Here is a 16,907-nt window from a genome sequence, read left to right as displayed (position 1 = left end):
CACCCAGGATCTACCCCGACAGACCCAGGTGGTCCTGGGTCGTCCCAGGCATGCCCAGGCACACCTACTTCAGGGAAGTGCGGCTGGAGTACTAGTTCGTCGGCAGATCCGGAAGAACAGGTTGAAGAACCATTCCTCGGTATGACCTGCTAAACGGTCATTTCCCGGCCCTGTGAGCCGTTTGTGGGCCGTCTGCCACAGAGCCGGGCCGTTGCAGCGTGGCATCAATAGTCTTCCGCATACGATGCTCCGAACTCGGCAAGATCGACGCGTAAACCTTCAGCAACAGCGCGGCCCCCGTCGGTGTGGCCCAGCCACTCGGCACCCGCTTTCGGGCTCGCCCCCTTAGCCAGCAACACGGAGGTGAAGTACTTCCGAAGCATGTGCATCCCATGTTCGCGCCAACCCTGACCTCACCACGTAATCGCAACCGATCACCCAGGAACGCAGGTCAGCCGAAGGGGTGTGGGTCACGTCCGTGGACGTGACCCACACCTCAACCGCGCAGGGGGGACATTACGGCAGAGCCGCGGACTCGATGAACGTCAACAAGGTTCTGACGAATCGAGGTTAAGCGTCAACCATGAGGTTCATGTAGCCAAGGCACACGTGCAGACGCGCCGCGCTATGGCTAATTAAGCCCCTTTAGGGCTTTATCCAATTCGATCCACGCTGCAGCCGCCGCAGCTCCTCCGTCGAAATAACCCGCCAGCGCAAGCCGGCACATTCCGACCACGTCACGATTCATGCCTAGCAGGCATCAAGTGCATGGCTAGCTTTTTCGCCAATAAGTTCTTCCGAGTATGCCCAATAGCAACGACTGGGCCCCCCAGCCGCGTCTACCACTAAGATCGGGATGTCTTTTGCCATGCAATTATGCGTGGCTACATCACTACTATGCGTCTGGATTCCAACCATCTCGCTAAGCGACCTATCCACTAAAGCCCCAGCCTCAAGTGTTCGCACTAAAGCTTCTCGACGCAAATGGCGTGGGATCGAGGAGCCCGGATCGCAGCACGTGAGCGCCTCGGGCTCTAACCCCTGGGAGATGGACCTGGTAGGGCTGCGGTTGCCCCTACCGTAGGCCGCCAGTGGCCGTCTGACCTAAAACCATGGAAGTCTACGCAACGTGACGAACAAGGCCCCCGCAGCTCAGTGACTTGTCAGCGGCCGCACCGGTAGGTCACAAAGCCGTAGCCACCCAGCGCTGAATCATTTGATCTTGGAGCTGCTCATGCCAAGACACCCGAACGCCGGCCAGGCGTGGGAGGTCACACGCAAGCTGCTCGATGAGGCAGGCATGTGTGGCCTACCACCGCGCAAACGGCTCTGGCGCACTATTACTGGGGACAACCACTTCCACATCCACCTTCTTGAGCTAATCGCCATCGATGCTGCGTTAAGTGAGATACGCAACACCGTCAATAAAGCGAACGAGCCAATGGCACTGAGTAGACTTGCCGAAATCGAGGTAGATGCCGAAGAACAGAATAGGCGCCTTCAGCAAGGGTTGGGCGTAGTTCCACCATGGGCCGATATTGACGACCTTAGACATAGCGTTGGATTAGAGCCGAGTACTAAGCCATATGGCAAACGATGAGTATCGCAAGCATTCTCACTGCCGTGCGTGACGCTATAGTATCGATTGCCGTCATCATTGGTGGTGGCTGGACTCTCTACACTTTTGGACTCCACCGAGCGCACGAGTCATACATAAAGCTTGATCTTGATCTAGTGGACAGAGAGAACACTAGTCAGCAAACTAACATTATCATAAAAATTAAGGCAGTCAATACTGGCAAGACAGGAATTGGTCAGAGGCTGGCATGGATAGAGATGTTCCCGCTGACCTATCAAATGGAAAGCGTTGATGTTATTCAATCACCTCGGCCGACAAAAGATGACCGCGCTTGCCGATTCATCGTCTTTGAGAAGTGTTCATATCTTGAGCCGGGAGAAGAATTTTGCGAGACACTTATGATACAAATTCCACCCAATATATCATATGTCCTCGCCCATGCTTTCTTCTCTGGAATAAAGCCAGGTCAGACTTGGCAGACTAAGAACGTCATGCGCGTTGACGACACCTTGCACTGATAGTTTCGCCAAATAAGGGTAGTCATAATTGGCCACTCGGAAGGCCTCACCGCATCCTCAATTCCGTTCTGGTTCCGCCCGGATAGCCGCAAAGCGCCGAAAGACAACGTGAGATGTTAGCAGCCGTGTGGCCTGCTCAGACCACTTCTCAACACCGACGTCAGCAATAGCCCCGACCAGTACAAACACCAGCTCGGTCAATCGTGATACATGCACTAAAAAGCGGGAGGTCAGCAGTTCGATCCTGCCCCTGACTATCAGCCAAAGCGCCCCTGCCGAGAACACAAAACGGCGCTGGCCAGATCGGTCAGGATCTATACCGCAGGGCAGCGGGGCATACATGATGGCGCCTCATGACGACAGGTGAACGGTGGGTCTCACGCGCCCTACTCGGGCTTGCAATTCTGTGGCTTTCCGCCACGTTCCAGCTGTTCAGACAGCTCCATGACATGATCGACATGCCTGACCCGCTCCTTATCGCGACAGGGCTGGTGTGGCTGTTTGCTCCACCGCCTGCCTTCGTGCTCGCCCTCATCTACCGCAGAGACGCCGCCGCCATCCTGTCCGGCATGGCCATGGGCCTGGCAGGTCTGCTGATCCTGTCGTTCATCGCATCCATGGACTGACTGGCCAATCGGGCACGCATCTTGCGCAGAGATGCCGTCACCCTCCTTGGACCCTCGATGTGGGCCGTCTCTGGGCCGGCAGACAACGTGAACCCAAGGCTACGAACTAGGCTCCCACAGCTCGGTGACCTACCAGTACTCACGCCAGCAGGTCACAAAGCCGCAGGTCAGCGTCAGATCGGGAAGAACAGGTTCAGGAAGCGGTCGGCGACCGCCAGGTCACCCCGGACGGTCCCGGTGTTGGTGCGCCCGAACGTCCTGAGCACCATGCTCGCCGCGTCGAACTCGATCACCGCGGGCAGCCCCTCCAGGCCGCCCGCCCGATACGCCATCCCCCCGGGCCCGACGGAGACGTGGAAGTCGCCCCCGTTCGCGCCGCCCACCCGGATCCCGAGCTCGAACGGCGTCAGATCGGCCTCCTGCCTGACCGTGGACTGCAGGAGCACGAACATGAACGGCACGAGCAGATCGGCGGCCTCCCCCGAGAGCCCGTGCGCCCTGCCACTGCCCTGGCGCACGTCCCACGCGTGCACGGTGTAGTCCATGAGCTGCCCGGCCGCGTAGAAGTAGGCCGGCAGCGGCCCCATGTAGAAGTGGGAGACGATCAGGCCGCCCCATTCGTCCTCGTCGAGGTCGCGCAGGATCGCCTGCATCCGCTCGAAGTCCGTCCTGAGCCGGTCGAGCAGCTCCTTCTGCGGGATCCCGCGCAGCGCCACCGCCTGCTCGTAGACCCGGGCCCCCATCCCGGGCAGCCCGTACGCGCCGTCTGCGGCCCCGCCGCCGCGGGCCGCCTCGAAGGCGGCGAAGTACCCTTCCGTCGTGTCGGCGATGTGCGCGACCACGTCGCGCGTCGTCCAGCCCGTGCAGGCGGTGGGGGCCTCCCATGCCTCCTCCGGTTCGGCCAGCGCGAACAACCGCTCGGCCTCCTCCCGGACGACTCGCAGGATGGTGTGCTTTCCCGCGTACGAGGTGGCATCCCATTCGTTCATGCCGTTCACCTCCTACCGCGAACGACAGACCCGAACGGTTTAATTGTCAATATTCCCGGCGGAGAGAGTCCCCTGGGCGGCAGCCCTCGCCCAGGGGACGCGCGGATCAGGCGCAGGTGTAGCCGGAGACGGTCTGCGTGTTCCCGTTCGGCCGGCTGACCTGGTAGCCGAACGAGGTGCTGGCGTTCGCGGCCAGGGTGCCGTTGTGGCCCGCGTTCTTGGCGGTGACGGTCTGGCCGTTGACGGTCAGGGCCGTGTTCCACGAGCCGGTCACCGTGTGCCCGGCGGGCAGGGTGAAGGTGACGGTCCAGCCGGTGATGCCGGAGGTGCCGGTGTTGGTGACGGTCACGGGCTGGACGACGTACCCGTTGCCCCACTGGGTCTGCACGGTGCCCACGGCGGTGCAGCCGCCCCCGCCGCCGGGGCCGGCGATCGTGGTGAAGGTGACGAGCGCCGAGTTGCCCGACAGGTTCCCGGCCCCGTCACGGGCCCGGACGTACGCCTGGTACTGCGTCGACGGGCTCAGCCCGGTCAGCGAGATCGAGTTCGCCGTGCTCTGCCCGAGCTGCGTGTCGGTGGTGCCCTGTTCCCGGTAGACGTTGTAGCCGGCCAGCCCGCTGCCGCCGCTGTCGGTCGAGGCCGTCCACGTCAGCGTGGCGGAGTTGGAGGTGACGTTGCTCGCGGACGGTGTGCCGGGCGTGGTCGGTGGCGTGGTATCGGTGGTGGTGCCGCCCGCCAGCGCGTCGTGCACGGCCGTGTACGACGGTTTCTGCTGGTAGGAATCGTTGTAGATGAGCGCGGCGCCCTGCCCGGAGAACGTGTCGGGCACCCACGAGTACTTGTCGGTGAAGCCCCAGATCGTCACTCCGGCGCAGCCGCTGACGGCCACACAGGCGTTGACGACGTTGCGGTAGTAGGTGGCCTGGGTGGCGTCCTTCGTGGCGTCCCTGGGCATCTGCATGCGAACGTCCAGCTCGGTGATGCGCACCTGGACGCCGAGGGCGGCGAAGCGCTGGAGGTTCTGCTGGTAGTCGGAGGGGAAGCCGTACTGGATGGCCAGGTGGCTCTGGAAGCCCACGCAGTCGACGGGCACGCCCTGCTGGCGCAGCGACGAGACCAGGTTGTAGACCGCGGTGCTCTTGGCGTTGATCCCGTCGGTGTTGTAGTCGTTGATGCACAACCGCGCGTCCGGGTCGGCGGCGCGGGCGGCGCGGAAGGCGTCGGCGATGTAACTCTGGCCGAGCGTGTTGTACCAGAAGGAGGTGCGCAGGTTGCCGTTGTCGTCGAAGACCTCGTTCACCACGTCCCAGGAGACCACGGCCGCGTTACTGGCGTAGCGGCCGACGACCTGGGTGATGTGGTTCTGCATGGCCGTGCGCATCGCGGTGGCGCTGAGGTTCTGCACCCAGCTCGGCGTCTGGCTGTGCCACACGAGCGTGTGGCCGTGGACCTGCTGGCTGTTCTGCGTGGCGAAGTTGACGATGGCGTCGGCGCCGGAGAAGTTGAACTGACCCTGGCTGGGCTCGGTGGAGTCCCACTTCATCGCGTTCTCGGCGGTCACCTGGTTGAACTCGGTGCCCGCGAGGTTGCGGTAGGACGTCTCGTTGGCCAGCGGGCTGGTGGCGAGCGCCGCGCCGATGAACTTGCCCCGGCTGGCGGCGTGCGTGCGCAGGGGGCCGGAGGCTTCGGCCGACGTGGCGGGCAGGAGGAAGGTTGCGAGCATCCCCACCAGCACGGTGAGGACTCTCATTGAGGACGAATGCACGGACATCTACCTCCGGAGGCAGGCATCGATTCCGAAAGTTTCGATCCCTGTCGGATCGCACCGCCGACGGTATTGACATGCTGGCGAGCGGTCAATGCCAGCCTCTATCGCGCGCTAATGCAGCAGTTGGGAGGTAGAAACTATCGGCGAAAAAATGAAACTTTCACAGGACTTGCTCGAGCCGGGCACCTCAGGAACATTGGTAGCAATCCCTCCCATCGGAAGGTCAGGACCGATGACAGACGGGCTCGTTCTGCCTCCCGGCGCCGGCCGGTCACTGGGCAGCATGGGGATGACCCTCAAAGTCGGCGCGGAGCAGTCGAAGACCTGGTCGGTGTTCGAGAACACGATCGCACCGGGGTTCGACGTCGGCGCCCATTTCCACCACCACGCCGAGGAGCTGTTCTACATCCTGGAGGGCGAGCTGGACCTGCTCGCGTTCGAGCCCCGCGCGATCACCGCGGGGCCGTGGCAGAGCTGGGAGTCCGGCAGCGGCGCCCGGACCGTGCGCGGCGGCCCCGGCAGCCTCATGTACGTCCCCGCCGGCTGCCCGCACGCCTTCGCCAACCCCGGTCCGGCCCCCACGAGGATGCTCTTCGTGGTCACCCCGGCGGGCCACGAGCACTACCTGCGGGAGCTCAGCGAGCTGCTCTCCCGTCCCGGGCCGCCCGACCAGGACGCCGTGGTCGAGCTGCGGGCCCGCTACGACATCCAGCAGTTGTCGCCCATCACTCTCCAGTGAGCGCCGTTTCTCCTGCTCTAGCGCGACGTACCTACCGGTCGGTACTGTGAATTATCCGGAATAATCGTCTATTGCGGGAGTTCTGCGCATGTCGCTTTCGCACGCCCAGGTTCAGGCCCAGCTCACCGGCCCCGGTCAGCTCTTCGAGATCGAGGAGATCGGCGATACCGGGGTCCGCACATGGAAGCATGCACCCGCACACTTCCGGACCCTGCTGGAGATGAGCCGGTTCCACGGCGAGAAGGTCTTCCTCGTGTACGAGGACGAGCACATCACGTTCGAGGAGCACTTCCGCCGCGCCGCGACCCTGGCCAACCGCCTGGTCGAGGAGTACGGCGTGACCAAGGGCGACCGCGTGGCCGTGGCCATGCGCAACTACCCGGAATGGTCGATCTCCTTCTCGGCCATCCTGGCGGCCGGGGCCATCGCCGTACCACTGAACGCCTGGTGGACCGAGTCCGAGCTGGCCTACGGCGTGCGCGACTCCGGCGCCAAGGTGCTGATCGCGGACAGCGAGCGGGCGATCCGGCTGGCCCCGACGGGCGTGCCGCTGATCGTCACCCGGGGCGCGGCCCCTGAGGGCGCGCGGGCGTTCGACGACGTGCTGGGCGAGGTCGTCGCCGACGTCAAGCTCCCCGACGTCGAGCTCACCTCCGGCGACCCGGCCACGATCTTCTACACCTCCGGCACCACCGGCAACCCCAAGGGCGCGCTCGGCAGCCACCGCAACCTGGGCCAGGCCCCCATGACCGTCGCCTACGGCCTCTATCGCGCGACCGCCCTGGCCGGCAAGGACGTCGCCGCCGCTACCGGCGTCCGCCGGGTCACCCTGCTGACCGTCCCGCTCTTCCACGTCACGGGCTGCTTCTCGGCCCTGACCACGACGATGTTCAGCGGCGGCGGCCTGGTGCTCATGTACAAGTGGGACCCCGAGCAGGCGCTGCGCCTGATCGAGCGGGAGAAGGTCTCCGCGATGATCGGCGTCCCGACCAACGCCTGGCAGCTCATGTCCCACCCCGACTTCGGCAAGTACGACCTGAGCTCCCTCACCACCCTCGGCTACGGCGGCGCCCCCGCCCCGCCCAAGCTCCTGGAGCGCATCACCGAGAACCTGCCCAACCGCGCCCCCTCCAACGGCTACGGCATGACCGAGACGACCGCGCTGGCCATCGGCAACGGCGGCGCCGACTACCAGGCCAAGCCCGACAGCATCGGCGTGCCCTCGGCCGTGGTGGACGTGCGCGTGGTGAACCCCATGGGCGAGGAGCTGCCGGCCGGCGAGGTGGGCGAGCTCTGCGTACGCGGCCCGAACGTCATCCTGGGCTACTGGAACAAGCCGGAGGCGACCGCGCAGACCTTCGTCGGCGGCTGGCTGCACACCGGCGACCTGGCCAAGATCGACGACGAGGGCTTCGTCTACATCGTGGACCGGGCCAAGGACATGGTGATCAGAGGCGGTGAGAACGTCTACTGCGCCGAGGTCGAGGCGGCCCTGTTCGAGCACCCGGCGGTGGACGACACCGCCGTCATCGGCGTGCCGCACGACGAGCTGGGCGAGGAGGTCGGCGCCGTGATCCGGGTGGCGCCCGGCCGGTCGGTCACGCCCGAGGAGCTCCAGTCGTTCCTGGCGGGCCGGATCGCCAAGTTCAAGATCCCCGTGCACGTCTGGTTCCGCGACGGCGAGCTGCCCCGCAACCCCGGCGGCAAGATCCTCAAAACCCACCTGCGCCGCGAGATCCTGGGCGGCTGACCCCGGCGCCGCTCCGGCCTGGCCGCGCCACCCGGCCGATGCCTGATCGCCGCTCCCGGTCTCCGCCTCGCCGGAGGCCGGGAGCGGCGGCTATCCGGAGCGCACACCGGGCAGCATCTCCACCCGGATGGCCTCGCCCTCGCTCAGCGGAATCGTCCGCCCGTACCCGCGCCGCCACAGCTCGTAAGTCATGACCGGAACCAGGTAATGCTTGCCCTCCCGGCTGAGCAGCAGGCGCAGGCCGTCATACCGGTAGCGGTACATGCCTTTGGGCAGATCCGTCCTGGTCACGCCGGGGGCGTTCAGCGCGAGCTGATCCTTGGCGAAGATCGACACCTGGGTGCGCCCGGCGAGCCCGCCGACGAAGGCCCGGGCCGCCTCCACGCCCCGGATCTGGGCGAACAGGGCCCCGCTCCACAGGAGGCACAGGATGGAGATCCCGGCCGCCATGATGAACGCGCTACGTCCCAGAGCCTGCTCCCTGAAGGGCGCGACCAGCATGGGCAGCCCACCGGCGACCAGGAACAGGATCAGCATGGTGCTGACCGAGCCGCCCCACATCGCCACCGTGGCCAGGACCAGTCCGGCGGCGGTCAGACTCGCGCCACCGCCGCCGAGCAGTCTCCGGCGCAGGGCGACGTCGCGCTGCAGGCCGATCGCGAGCCAGACCAGCGGCAGCACGATCAGCCAGGGCAGGATGCCGGGGCGGAAGACGTTCAGGCCCCGCAACGCGTACTCATCGAGGCGGTATCCGATGGCGGAGGCGTTGAGCTGGAACAACTCCAAGTAGCTGTCGGTCCAGATCCAGCCCATGTAGATGACGACGGTGGCGGACGAGGTCAGCAGAAAGGTGCTGAAGGCGATCGGATCCATCGCGGCCGCGACGCCTGCGGAGGCCGGGCGGTCGCTCTCCGGAGTCACGCTCACGTCTCCTGAGGTTCAGGCGTCGTGACTTCTGGGGTTACCGGCTCCGGCGTCATCGGCTCCGGCGACCCAGTGGGCTCCGAGCTCGGCGGGCCGGTGATCTCACCGCTCGGGCCGGTGATCTCACCGCTCGGGACGGCCTCGGGTCCGACGCCGGGGCAAGCGGGGTCGACCTGATCGCCTCCGCCCTCCGGGCACTCCGGCGCCCGGGTCGCCGGGGTCACCTCCGCCGGCTCCTTCTTCTTCTTTTTCTTCTTGGTCGCGGTCGGCGACGATGACGGCTCCTGACTGTCCGGCGGACTGCCGGTGACGTCCACGACGTCGCTGCCGGAGGTGTCGCCGCCGCAGGCGCTCACCCCCAGCACCGCCACCGCCGCCAGGAGAACCGTGCCCGCCAGCCGCAACCCCATCGCGATCTTCATGCGCTCATGACCCCCGCGAGTTTTACCGGGTCATCACTTTCGGCGATCATCGCGTTACAGAAAACGATCAGCGCAGCACCAGCTCCACCGCGCGCATACGAAATTTCACGCCTGAACCCCCAGGTGAACGCCCCTGTCGCCGGTCGCCGTTACCCGCCGGGTAATCGCGGCCCCTACCCGGTGACTGACATCTTTCAGGTGTCGGAACACCCCACTGAAGGAGCCCGAAATGACCGCCCTGACCGTCACCGCCGACCGGACCACGTTCCTGCGCCTCGCGCTGGCCTCCGACGCCGTCGTCACCGGCGGCAACGGGCTGGTCTACCTCGCCTTCGCCGGCCCGGTGAGCGACCTGCTCGGCCCCGACGCGACCCTCCTGCGCGGGATCGGCGCCTTCCTCCTCGTGTACGGCGCCGCCGTCGGCCTGCTCGCCACCCGCCGCCCGATCAGCCCGGCCGCCACCAGAGCCGTGATCGCCCTGAACCTCGCCTGGGCCGCAGGCAGCGTCGTGACCGTCGTCACCGGCGCGGGACAGTTCACCACGATCGGCGCCATCTGGGCCATCGCCCAGGCCCTCGTGGTCGGCGGGTTCGCCGAGCTCCAGATCACCGGCCTCCGCAAGACCCATCACGACAAGTGACCGAACGAACGGACCTGACCATGAACCTCATCGAACGTTACCTCGCCACCTGGAACGAGACCGACCCCGACGCCCGCGCCAAGGCCGTGGCCGAGCTCTGGACCGAGGACGGCGTCTACACCGACCCGCTGGCCGACGTGGCCGGACACGCCGGCATCGCCGCCGTGATCGAGGGCGCGCAGGGCATGTTCCCCGGCCTCGTGTTCACCCCGGGCGAGGTGTACGACGCCCACCACCACGTCGCCCGCTTCACCTGGCACCTCGGCCCGGCGGGCGGAGAGCCGGTCGCCGTCGGCTTCGACGTGGTGGAGCTGGCCGAGGACGGCAGAATCCGCCGGGTCCTCGGCTTCCTGGACAAGGTTCCCGCCGCCTGACCAGCTCCCCCAGGGTCCCCGGAGTTCCCGGGGGCCCTTTTCGCGCGCGATAAACGGTTTGCGCGGGGCGCGACATTCGTCGGACAATCTGACCTCGTGCCCGCTGGACTGAAACGCCTCATGCGTCACCTTTCGCTGGACCTGAGTCCACTGCGGACCTCACGCGATTACCGCCTGCTCTTCGGCTCCGGCGTCATCACCATGTTCGGCACGATGATCTCGATGGTCGCGGTCCCGTACCAGATGAAGGAGCTGACGGGCTCCTTCCTGGCCGTCGGGCTGGTGAGCCTGGCGGAGTTCGTGCCGATGGTGGTGTGCGGCCTGTGGGGCGGCGCCATCGCCGACGCCCTCGACCGCCGCAAGATCATCGTGCTGAGCGAGCTGGGCCTCCTGGTCACCTCGGCGGCCCTCACGGTCAACGCGCTGCTCCCGAACCCCCAGATCTGGGTCCTTTACGTGATGGGCGCCGTCTCCACCGGCATCGCCTGCCTCCAGCGCCCCAGCCAGGAGGCCGTCCTGCAGCAAGTGGTGGCGCACGACCAGCAGGGCGCGGCGGCGGTCCTGTCGAGCCTGCGCTGGAACTTCGGCGCCATCGTGGCCCCCGCCCTCGGCGGCCTCCTGGTCACCGCCTTCGGCCCGGCTGCGGCGTACGGCCTCGACACGGCGACCTTCGTGCTCTCGCTCGTCCTGCTGTGGCGGATCCGCTCGCTGCCCCCCGCCGAGGACGCCGCGCCCGCGTCGCTGGGGTCGCTGGTCGAGGGGGTGCGTTACGCGGTCGGCCGCCGGGACCTGATGGGCACGTACCTGGTCGACATCGCGGCGATGGTCTTCGCGATGTCGACGGCGCTGTTCCCGTTCCTGGCCGACGAGTTGCACGCGCCGCAGGCGCTCGGGCTGCTGTACTCGGCCGGCGCCGTCGGGGCGCTGATCGCCTCGCTCACCGGGGCGTGGGCGGCCCGCGTGCAGCGGCAGGGCCTCGGCGTGATCGTCGCCGCGACGCTCTGGGGCGTGGCCGTGGCCCTGGCCGCCCTGGCCCCCAGCATCTGGATCATGTTCGCCTGCATCGCCCTCGCGGGCGCGGCCGACATGGTCAGCGGCATCTTCAGGATGACGATGTGGAACCAGACGATCCCGCGGGAGCTCCGCGGCCGGCTGGCGGGCATCGAGCTGCTCTCGTACGCCAGCGGCCCGATGCTGGGCAACACCAGGGCCAGCCTGATGGCGGGCTTCGGCGGCACCCGCTTCTCCCTCGGGGCGGGCGGCCTGCTGTGCGTGGCCGCCGTCCTCGCCCTCGGCGCCGCCCTGCCGAAATTCCGCACGTACGACGCCAGGACCGACGAACACGCCCTGGCCGAAAGGGCCCGCAGACAACCCGCCTGACCTCCATAACTGTCGGACAGCGCGAATGACCACATGGCTCGAGGGATGAGCTGTAGCGTCCCACCATGACACCCGAAGCGGTGAGCCCACACATAGGCACTCCCTCGCTGCCCGACTGGGCCCCGCCTCCGCAAGGCTTCGCCGCGGAAGACCTCGATACCGTTCCGGATCTGCCCGCACACACAGAGTTGCTCGACGGAAGCCTGGTCTTCGCGAGCCCCCGAGCATCCGGCCACGCGCACATCGTCGATCTTCTCCTTGCCGCGCTACGCCAGGCGGCTCCCGAAGATCTTCGCGTGCGGCGCGAGATGAGCGTGATCCTCGGCGCAAGCCAGCGTCCGGAGCCGGACCTCATAGTGATCAAGGCAGCGGCGGCACGCAATCTGGCCGAGACCTCCTACCAGGCGGCAGAGGTGATCCTGGTCGCCGAAGTCGTGTCTCCCGAGTCCAAGATCCGCGACCGCCACCGCAAACCAGAGCTCTACGCCAAGGCCGGCATCCCCCATTTCTGGCGCATCGAGAACGACGCGGACAAGCCCGTCGTCTACGTCTACGCGCTCGACCCGGCCACCAGGACCTACGCCCTCACCGGCATCCACTACCAGGCTCTGAAGCTCGACGTCCCCTTCGACGTGGCCGTCGACCTCTCCGCCATCGACGAGCTCTGAGTCGGCCACCGCTCAGCCGGCCTCCCGCCACCCTTCATACCGCTCCACCAGCTCATCCACCTTCGCCAGCGCTCCTTCGCCGAGCCCTTCGACGGCCACCAGCCACTGCGCGTCCTCGACGTCGTCCTCGCCCGCGAGCGTCTCCCGCACCACCCGCGGCACCCCGATCGCCGGAAACCACTCCCCCAGCGTCTCCGCGACCTCTTCGGCGTCGTCACGTTCCGCGAACACGAGCAGGTGCCTCATACCCCGAATCCTTCCGTGCTTCCCACCACGTCACAACGCAGGAGCGCATGCGCGTGCCACCGCAGAGCTACACCGCAGAAGACCTCGATCACCTTCCGGACCTTCCTCCGCACACGGAGTTGATCGATGGCGACTTGGTCTTCGCCGGCCCCCAGCGAGACTTCCATACGTCCGTTCTGTTCCTGCTCCAGACGGGCCTGCACAACGCGGCACCGGCGAGATACCGGGTGCGCCGGGAAATGAGCGTCAAACTCGCTCCCAGGCAGCGTCCCGAGCCCGACCTGATCGTGCTGGGGCACGGTGCCGTCGTCAGGCAAGACGTGACCTGCTACGACGCCGCGGACGTCGTACTGGCGGTAGAGGTCGTGTCTCCAGAGTCAGAAGAGCGCGACCGCAGGCGCAAGCCGACCCTCTACGCCGAAGCCGGCATCCCGCATTTCTGGCGCGTCGAAGACCAGTCGGGTAAAGCAGTCGTCTTCGTCCACGAGCTCGATCCCGCCACCCACGCCTACACCGCCACCGGCATCCATCACGACCGGCTGAAGCTCACCGTCCCGTTCGACCTCGACCTCGACCTCACCGAGATCGACCGCATCTGAGAGCAAAGGGGCCGGCACGGCGTCGCCGTGCCGGCCCCCCTGGTCAAGCTCAGGCGCTGCGGAGCTGAGCCCCCACGCGATCGGCGGCCATCGCCACCGCCGCGTCCCGCGCCGCGGTGGTCTCCTCCGCCGTCAGCGTACGGTCAGGCGCCCGGAACCGCATCGTGTAGGCGAGCGACTTGTTGCCCTCGCCCACCTGCTCCCCGGCGTAGACGTCGAACAGCCGGATCGACTCCAGCAGCTCCCCGGCCCCGTCGCGCAGGGCCGCCTCCACATCCGCGACAGGCGTGAAGTCGGGCACCACCAGGGCGACGTCCTGCGTGGCGACCGGATATGGCGAGACCGCGGGCGCCGCGACGGGCCCGGGCATGACCGACTCCAGCCGCGACAACTCCAGCTCCATGGCCGACGTACGCGGCGGCAGCCCGTATGCCTCGATGACCCGCGGATGCAGCTCACCCGCGTGCCCCACCAGTGTGTCACCGGCGTAGAGGGCGGCGCACCGCCCGGGGTGCCAGGGCTCGTGCTGGTCGGCGCTGATCGACAGCTCGACCCCCGACTCGGCCGCCACCAGCCGCGCGGCCTGCACCGCGTCGGCCCACGTGGCCGCCCGGCCCTGGCCCCACCAGCCGGACCGCTCGAACTCTCCGGCCAGCACCACGGCGACCCGCAGCGGCTGGTCGGGCAGCGCCGCCTCGATCGAGGCCAGCTCCTCGGCCGTCGGCCGGCGCTCGACGCCGAGCACCGGCGCGACCCGGGGCGCGTTCTCGCGCGGCCGGTAGACCGGCCCCATCTCGAACAGCGCCACGTCCGCGAACCCGCGTCCGGCGTTGCGCACCAGGGTCTTGAGCAGCCCCGGCAGCAGCGTCGTGCGCATCAGGGGCTCGTCCTCCGACAGCGGGTTGGCCAGCCGCATCGCGCGGCGCCGCGCGTCGTCGGCGGGCAGCTGGAGCCGGTCGAAGTCGTCGCCGCTGATGAACGGGTAGCTGAGCACCTCGACGTGGCCGCCCTCGGCCAGCGCCCGGCCGACCCGCCGGCGCAGCCGCTGGCCCTCGGTGAGCCCGGCCCCGGCGGGGGCGGAGGGCAGCACCGACGGCAGATTCTCGTAGCCCTCCAGCCGGATGACCTCTTCGGCGAGGTCGTTGGGGTCGGTGAGGTCGGGCCGCCACGACGGTGGCGTCACCGTGATCATGTCGTCGCCGGTGACGGCCAGCCTGGCCGCGAGCGCGCCGCCGGTCACCACACCGGTCGGATCGACGCCGCCCTCGCGGACCGCGGGGTCGTCGCCGTCGGCGACGACGCAGCCGACCTGCTCCAGCCGCGAGACCACGGTCTGCTTGGCGTAGGGGACGCCGGCCACGGTGCCCGGGAAGCCGGCCGGGATCGCGACGCGCGCGGGCGTGACCGCCACCTCGGCGTGCGTCACCCCGGGCGACACCGTGGCGCCGCCCAACTCGGCCAGCATCCGCGCGGCCCGCCACGAGGCGACCAGCGGCAACTCCCGGTCCACCCCGCGCTCGAAGCGCTTGGACGCCTCCGACACCAGACCGTGCCGGCGCGACTCCCGCGAGATGCCGGTCGCCGAGAAGTGGGCGGCCTCGATGACGATGTCGGTCGAGCCGCCGGAGATCTCGCTCTCCAGGCCGCCCATGGTGCCGGCCATGGAGATCGGCCCTGAGTCGTCGGTGATCAGGATGTCGTCGGGGTCGAGCTCGCGCACCACGTGATCGAGCGTCTCCAGCCGCTCGCCGGGCCGGGCCCGGCGGACGACGATCTCGCCCCGCAGCCTGGCCCGGTCGAAGGCGTGCAGCGGCTGGCCCAGCTCCAGCATCAGGTAGTTGGTGATGTCGACGGCCAGCGACACGGGCCGCAGGCCGGCCCGCGCGAGGCGTACGCGCATCCAGAGCGGGCTCCGCGCGGCCGGGTCGAAGCCGTGGACCTCGCGCAGCACGAACCGGTCGCACGCGCTCGGGTCGGCGATCGAGGCCGGCCACGACGGCTCGGTCGCGGCGGGCAGCTCGACGTCGGCGGGGTCGTGGAAGCCCACCCCGAACGCGATGGCCGCCTCGCGCGCCACCCCCCTGATCGACAGCGCGTATCCGATGTCGGGCGTGATCTCCAGCTCGATCACGTCGTCACGCAGCCCGAGCAGCTCGACCACGTCGGTGCCGATCGGCGTGTCCGCCGGCAGCACCATGATGCCGTCGTGGTCGTCGCCCAGCCCGAGCTCGCGCTCGGAGCAGATCATGCCCTCGGACAGGCGCCCGTACGTCTTACGCGCGCCCACCTCGAACCCGCCGGGCAGCACGCCGCCCGGCAGCACCACCGGCACGCGGTCGCCGGCGGCGAAGTTGCTCGCGCCGCAGACGATCTCGCGCGGCGTGGCCTCGCCCACCTCGACCCGGCAGTGCCGGATCGGCTTCTTGAACCCGGTCAGCTCCTCGATCTCCAGCACCTCGCCGACGACGACGTTCTTGACGTCGTGGCCGTGGGAGGTGATCGATTCGAGCTTGAGCCCGGCCGCGGTCAGCTTGTCGGCCACCTCGTGAGCGGTGACCGCCGGGAGATCGACATACTCCCGCAGCCAGGAAAGCGGGACCTTCATCAGATCTCCATTCCGAACGGGAGGGTGAAGCGCACGTCGCCCTCGACCATGTCACGCATGTCCTCGGCGTTGTGGCGGAACATGAGCGTGCGCTCGATGCCCATGCCGAACGCGAACCCGGAGTAACGCGACGGATCGATCCCGGCCGCGATCAGCACGCGCGGGTTGACCATGCCGCAGCCGCCCCACTCGATCCAGCCCTCGGACTTGCAGGTGCGGCAGGGCGGGTTACCGGGGACCGCCGAGGCGCCCCGGCAGACGAAGCACTTGAGGTCCATCTCGGCGGACGGCTCGGTGAACGGGAAGTAGTTGGGCCGGAACCGGGTCGTGATGCCCTTGCCGAACATCACCTCGGCGAACCGGTCGAGCGTGCCCTTGAGGTGGGCCATCGTCAGGCCCTCGTCCACGGCCAGCCCCTCGGTCTGGTGGAAGACCGGGGTGTGGGTGGCGTCGAGCTCGTCGGTGCGGAACGTCTTGCCCGGCGAGATCACGTAGACCGGCAGCTCGCGCTGGAGCAGCGCGCGGACCTGCACCGGCGAGGTCTGTGTGCGCAGCACCATGCCGGAGCCGGTGGACTCGACGAAGAACGTGTCGTGCTCCGAGCGGGCCGGGTGGTCCTTGGCGATGTTGAGGGCGTCGAAGTTGAACCACTCGCCTTCGAGCTCGGGCCCCTCCGCCACCTCGTAGCCCATGGCGACGAAGGCGTCGCCGATGCGCTCCTGCAGCGTGGTGAGAGGGTGGCGGGCGCCGCGCGGCCGCCGGTCCCAGGGCAGCGTGACGTCGACGCTCTCCTCGATGAGCACCCGCGCGTCGCGCTCGGCCTCCAGCTCGGCCTGGCGGGCGGCCAGCGTCTCGTTGATCGCCTTGCGGGCGCCGCCGATGCGCTTGCCCGCCTCCGCGCGGGCGGCCGGCGGCAGGGCGCCGATCTCGCGGTTGGCCAGGGCGATGGGCGAGCGGTCACCCGCGTGCGCCAGCCGGGCCTGCTTGAGTGCGTCGAGGCTGTCGGCCGCCTTGATCGCCGTGAGGGCGTCGGCCTCCATGCGGGACAGCTCGTCGGCATGCAACGGTGTCACCTCGACG

At 67.9% G+C, this 16,907-nt stretch carries 17 protein-coding genes; 10 read left to right on the top strand and 7 right to left on the bottom strand.

Annotated features, from left to right (window positions below):
* The first annotated feature begins 1,222 nt into the window (after nucleotides 1-1,222).
* From ACWD0F_RS44460 to ACWD0F_RS44450, 3 genes are all read left to right on the top strand, one after another.
* Nucleotides 1,223-1,600, top strand: coding sequence for a hypothetical protein (locus tag ACWD0F_RS44460; RefSeq protein ID WP_449888034.1), 378 nt, complete (start codon nucleotides 1,223-1,225; stop codon nucleotides 1,598-1,600).
* Nucleotides 1,597-2,097: a hypothetical protein gene (locus tag ACWD0F_RS44455; RefSeq protein ID WP_449888032.1), complete on the top strand. Its 501-nt coding sequence runs from the start codon at nucleotides 1,597-1,599 to the stop codon at nucleotides 2,095-2,097. The genes ACWD0F_RS44460 and ACWD0F_RS44455 overlap by 4 nt, the downstream gene beginning before the upstream one ends.
* Nucleotides 2,098-2,450: 353 nt before the next feature.
* Complete coding sequence (locus tag ACWD0F_RS44450; RefSeq protein WP_449888030.1) at nucleotides 2,451-2,723, top strand: hypothetical protein; 273 nt, start codon at nucleotides 2,451-2,453, stop codon at nucleotides 2,721-2,723.
* Between the two features lie 173 nt (nucleotides 2,724-2,896).
* Here the strand turns inward: ACWD0F_RS44450 and ACWD0F_RS44445 are convergent, their stop codons facing one another.
* Both ACWD0F_RS44445 and ACWD0F_RS44440 read right to left on the bottom strand, forming a co-directional pair.
* Nucleotides 2,897-3,712: a maleylpyruvate isomerase family mycothiol-dependent enzyme gene (locus ACWD0F_RS44445; protein WP_449888028.1), complete on the bottom strand. Its 816-nt coding sequence runs from the start codon at nucleotides 3,710-3,712 to the stop codon at nucleotides 2,897-2,899.
* Nucleotides 3,713-3,818: 106 nt separating this feature from the next.
* Nucleotides 3,819-5,462, bottom strand: coding sequence for an endo-1,4-beta-xylanase (locus ACWD0F_RS44440; RefSeq protein ID WP_449888026.1), 1,644 nt, complete (start codon nucleotides 5,460-5,462; stop codon nucleotides 3,819-3,821).
* A gap of 250 nt (nucleotides 5,463-5,712) precedes the next feature.
* On the opposite strand from ACWD0F_RS44440, the gene ACWD0F_RS44435 reads away from it, so the two are divergent.
* Both ACWD0F_RS44435 and ACWD0F_RS44430 read left to right on the top strand, forming a co-directional pair.
* Nucleotides 5,713-6,219 (top strand): cupin domain-containing protein, encoded by a 507-nt coding sequence (locus tag ACWD0F_RS44435; protein WP_449888024.1) that lies wholly within the window; start codon nucleotides 5,713-5,715, stop codon nucleotides 6,217-6,219.
* A gap of 88 nt (nucleotides 6,220-6,307) precedes the next feature.
* Nucleotides 6,308-7,969: a class I adenylate-forming enzyme family protein gene (locus ACWD0F_RS44430; RefSeq protein WP_449888022.1), complete on the top strand. Its 1,662-nt coding sequence runs from the start codon at nucleotides 6,308-6,310 to the stop codon at nucleotides 7,967-7,969.
* Nucleotides 7,970-8,059: 90 nt separating this feature from the next.
* Here the strand turns inward: ACWD0F_RS44430 and ACWD0F_RS44425 are convergent, their stop codons facing one another.
* Both ACWD0F_RS44425 and ACWD0F_RS44420 read right to left on the bottom strand, forming a co-directional pair.
* On the bottom strand, nucleotides 8,060-8,896 hold the full coding sequence (locus ACWD0F_RS44425; RefSeq protein WP_449888020.1) for a hypothetical protein: 837 nt from the start codon (nucleotides 8,894-8,896) through the stop codon (nucleotides 8,060-8,062).
* On the bottom strand, nucleotides 8,893-9,315 hold the full coding sequence (locus ACWD0F_RS44420; RefSeq protein ID WP_449888018.1) for a hypothetical protein: 423 nt from the start codon (nucleotides 9,313-9,315) through the stop codon (nucleotides 8,893-8,895). The genes ACWD0F_RS44425 and ACWD0F_RS44420 overlap by 4 nt, the downstream gene beginning before the upstream one ends.
* 229 nt (nucleotides 9,316-9,544) lie before the next feature.
* On the opposite strand from ACWD0F_RS44420, the gene ACWD0F_RS44415 reads away from it, so the two are divergent.
* The 4 genes from ACWD0F_RS44415 (at nucleotide 9,545) to ACWD0F_RS44400 (ending at nucleotide 12,377) form a co-directional block, all read left to right on the top strand.
* Nucleotides 9,545-9,955, top strand: coding sequence for a hypothetical protein (locus tag ACWD0F_RS44415; protein ID WP_449888016.1), 411 nt, complete (start codon nucleotides 9,545-9,547; stop codon nucleotides 9,953-9,955).
* Entirely contained in the window at nucleotides 9,952-10,329 is a 378-nt protein-coding gene (locus tag ACWD0F_RS44410) for a nuclear transport factor 2 family protein (protein WP_449888014.1), read from the top strand. The genes ACWD0F_RS44415 and ACWD0F_RS44410 overlap by 4 nt, the downstream gene beginning before the upstream one ends.
* A 96-nt stretch (nucleotides 10,330-10,425) precedes the next feature.
* The gene (locus tag ACWD0F_RS44405) at nucleotides 10,426-11,709 is read left to right on the top strand and encodes an MFS transporter (RefSeq protein ID WP_449888012.1); all 1,284 of its coding nucleotides are present in this window, start codon (nucleotides 10,426-10,428) and stop codon (nucleotides 11,707-11,709) included.
* Between the two features lie 65 nt (nucleotides 11,710-11,774).
* Entirely contained in the window at nucleotides 11,775-12,377 is a 603-nt protein-coding gene (locus ACWD0F_RS44400; protein ID WP_449888010.1) for a Uma2 family endonuclease, read from the top strand.
* Between the two features lie 12 nt (nucleotides 12,378-12,389).
* Here the strand turns inward: ACWD0F_RS44400 and ACWD0F_RS44395 are convergent, their stop codons facing one another.
* Nucleotides 12,390-12,623: a hypothetical protein gene (locus tag ACWD0F_RS44395; RefSeq protein WP_449888009.1), complete on the bottom strand. Its 234-nt coding sequence runs from the start codon at nucleotides 12,621-12,623 to the stop codon at nucleotides 12,390-12,392.
* Between the two features lie 47 nt (nucleotides 12,624-12,670).
* Here ACWD0F_RS44395 and ACWD0F_RS44390 point away from each other — a divergent pair, with 47 nt between their 5' ends.
* The gene (locus tag ACWD0F_RS44390) at nucleotides 12,671-13,222 is read left to right on the top strand and encodes a Uma2 family endonuclease (protein WP_449888008.1); all 552 of its coding nucleotides are present in this window, start codon (nucleotides 12,671-12,673) and stop codon (nucleotides 13,220-13,222) included.
* A gap of 49 nt (nucleotides 13,223-13,271) precedes the next feature.
* Here the strand turns inward: ACWD0F_RS44390 and ACWD0F_RS44385 are convergent, their stop codons facing one another.
* On the bottom strand, nucleotides 13,272-15,827 hold the full coding sequence (locus ACWD0F_RS44385; RefSeq protein ID WP_449888007.1) for a phenylalanine--tRNA ligase subunit beta: 2,556 nt from the start codon (nucleotides 15,825-15,827) through the stop codon (nucleotides 13,272-13,274).
* Nucleotides 15,827-16,867: a phenylalanine--tRNA ligase subunit alpha gene (pheS, locus tag ACWD0F_RS44380; protein WP_449888041.1), complete on the bottom strand. Its 1,041-nt coding sequence runs from the start codon at nucleotides 16,865-16,867 to the stop codon at nucleotides 15,827-15,829. Before pheS ends, ACWD0F_RS44385 begins: the two co-directional genes overlap by 1 nt.
* Nucleotides 16,868-16,907 lie beyond the last annotated feature (40 nt).

The organism is Nonomuraea sp. NPDC002799 (genome assembly GCF_053592075.1).
The sequence above is the reverse complement of the archived record's forward strand: the minus strand, read 5'-3'. Positions and strand labels throughout refer to the sequence as shown.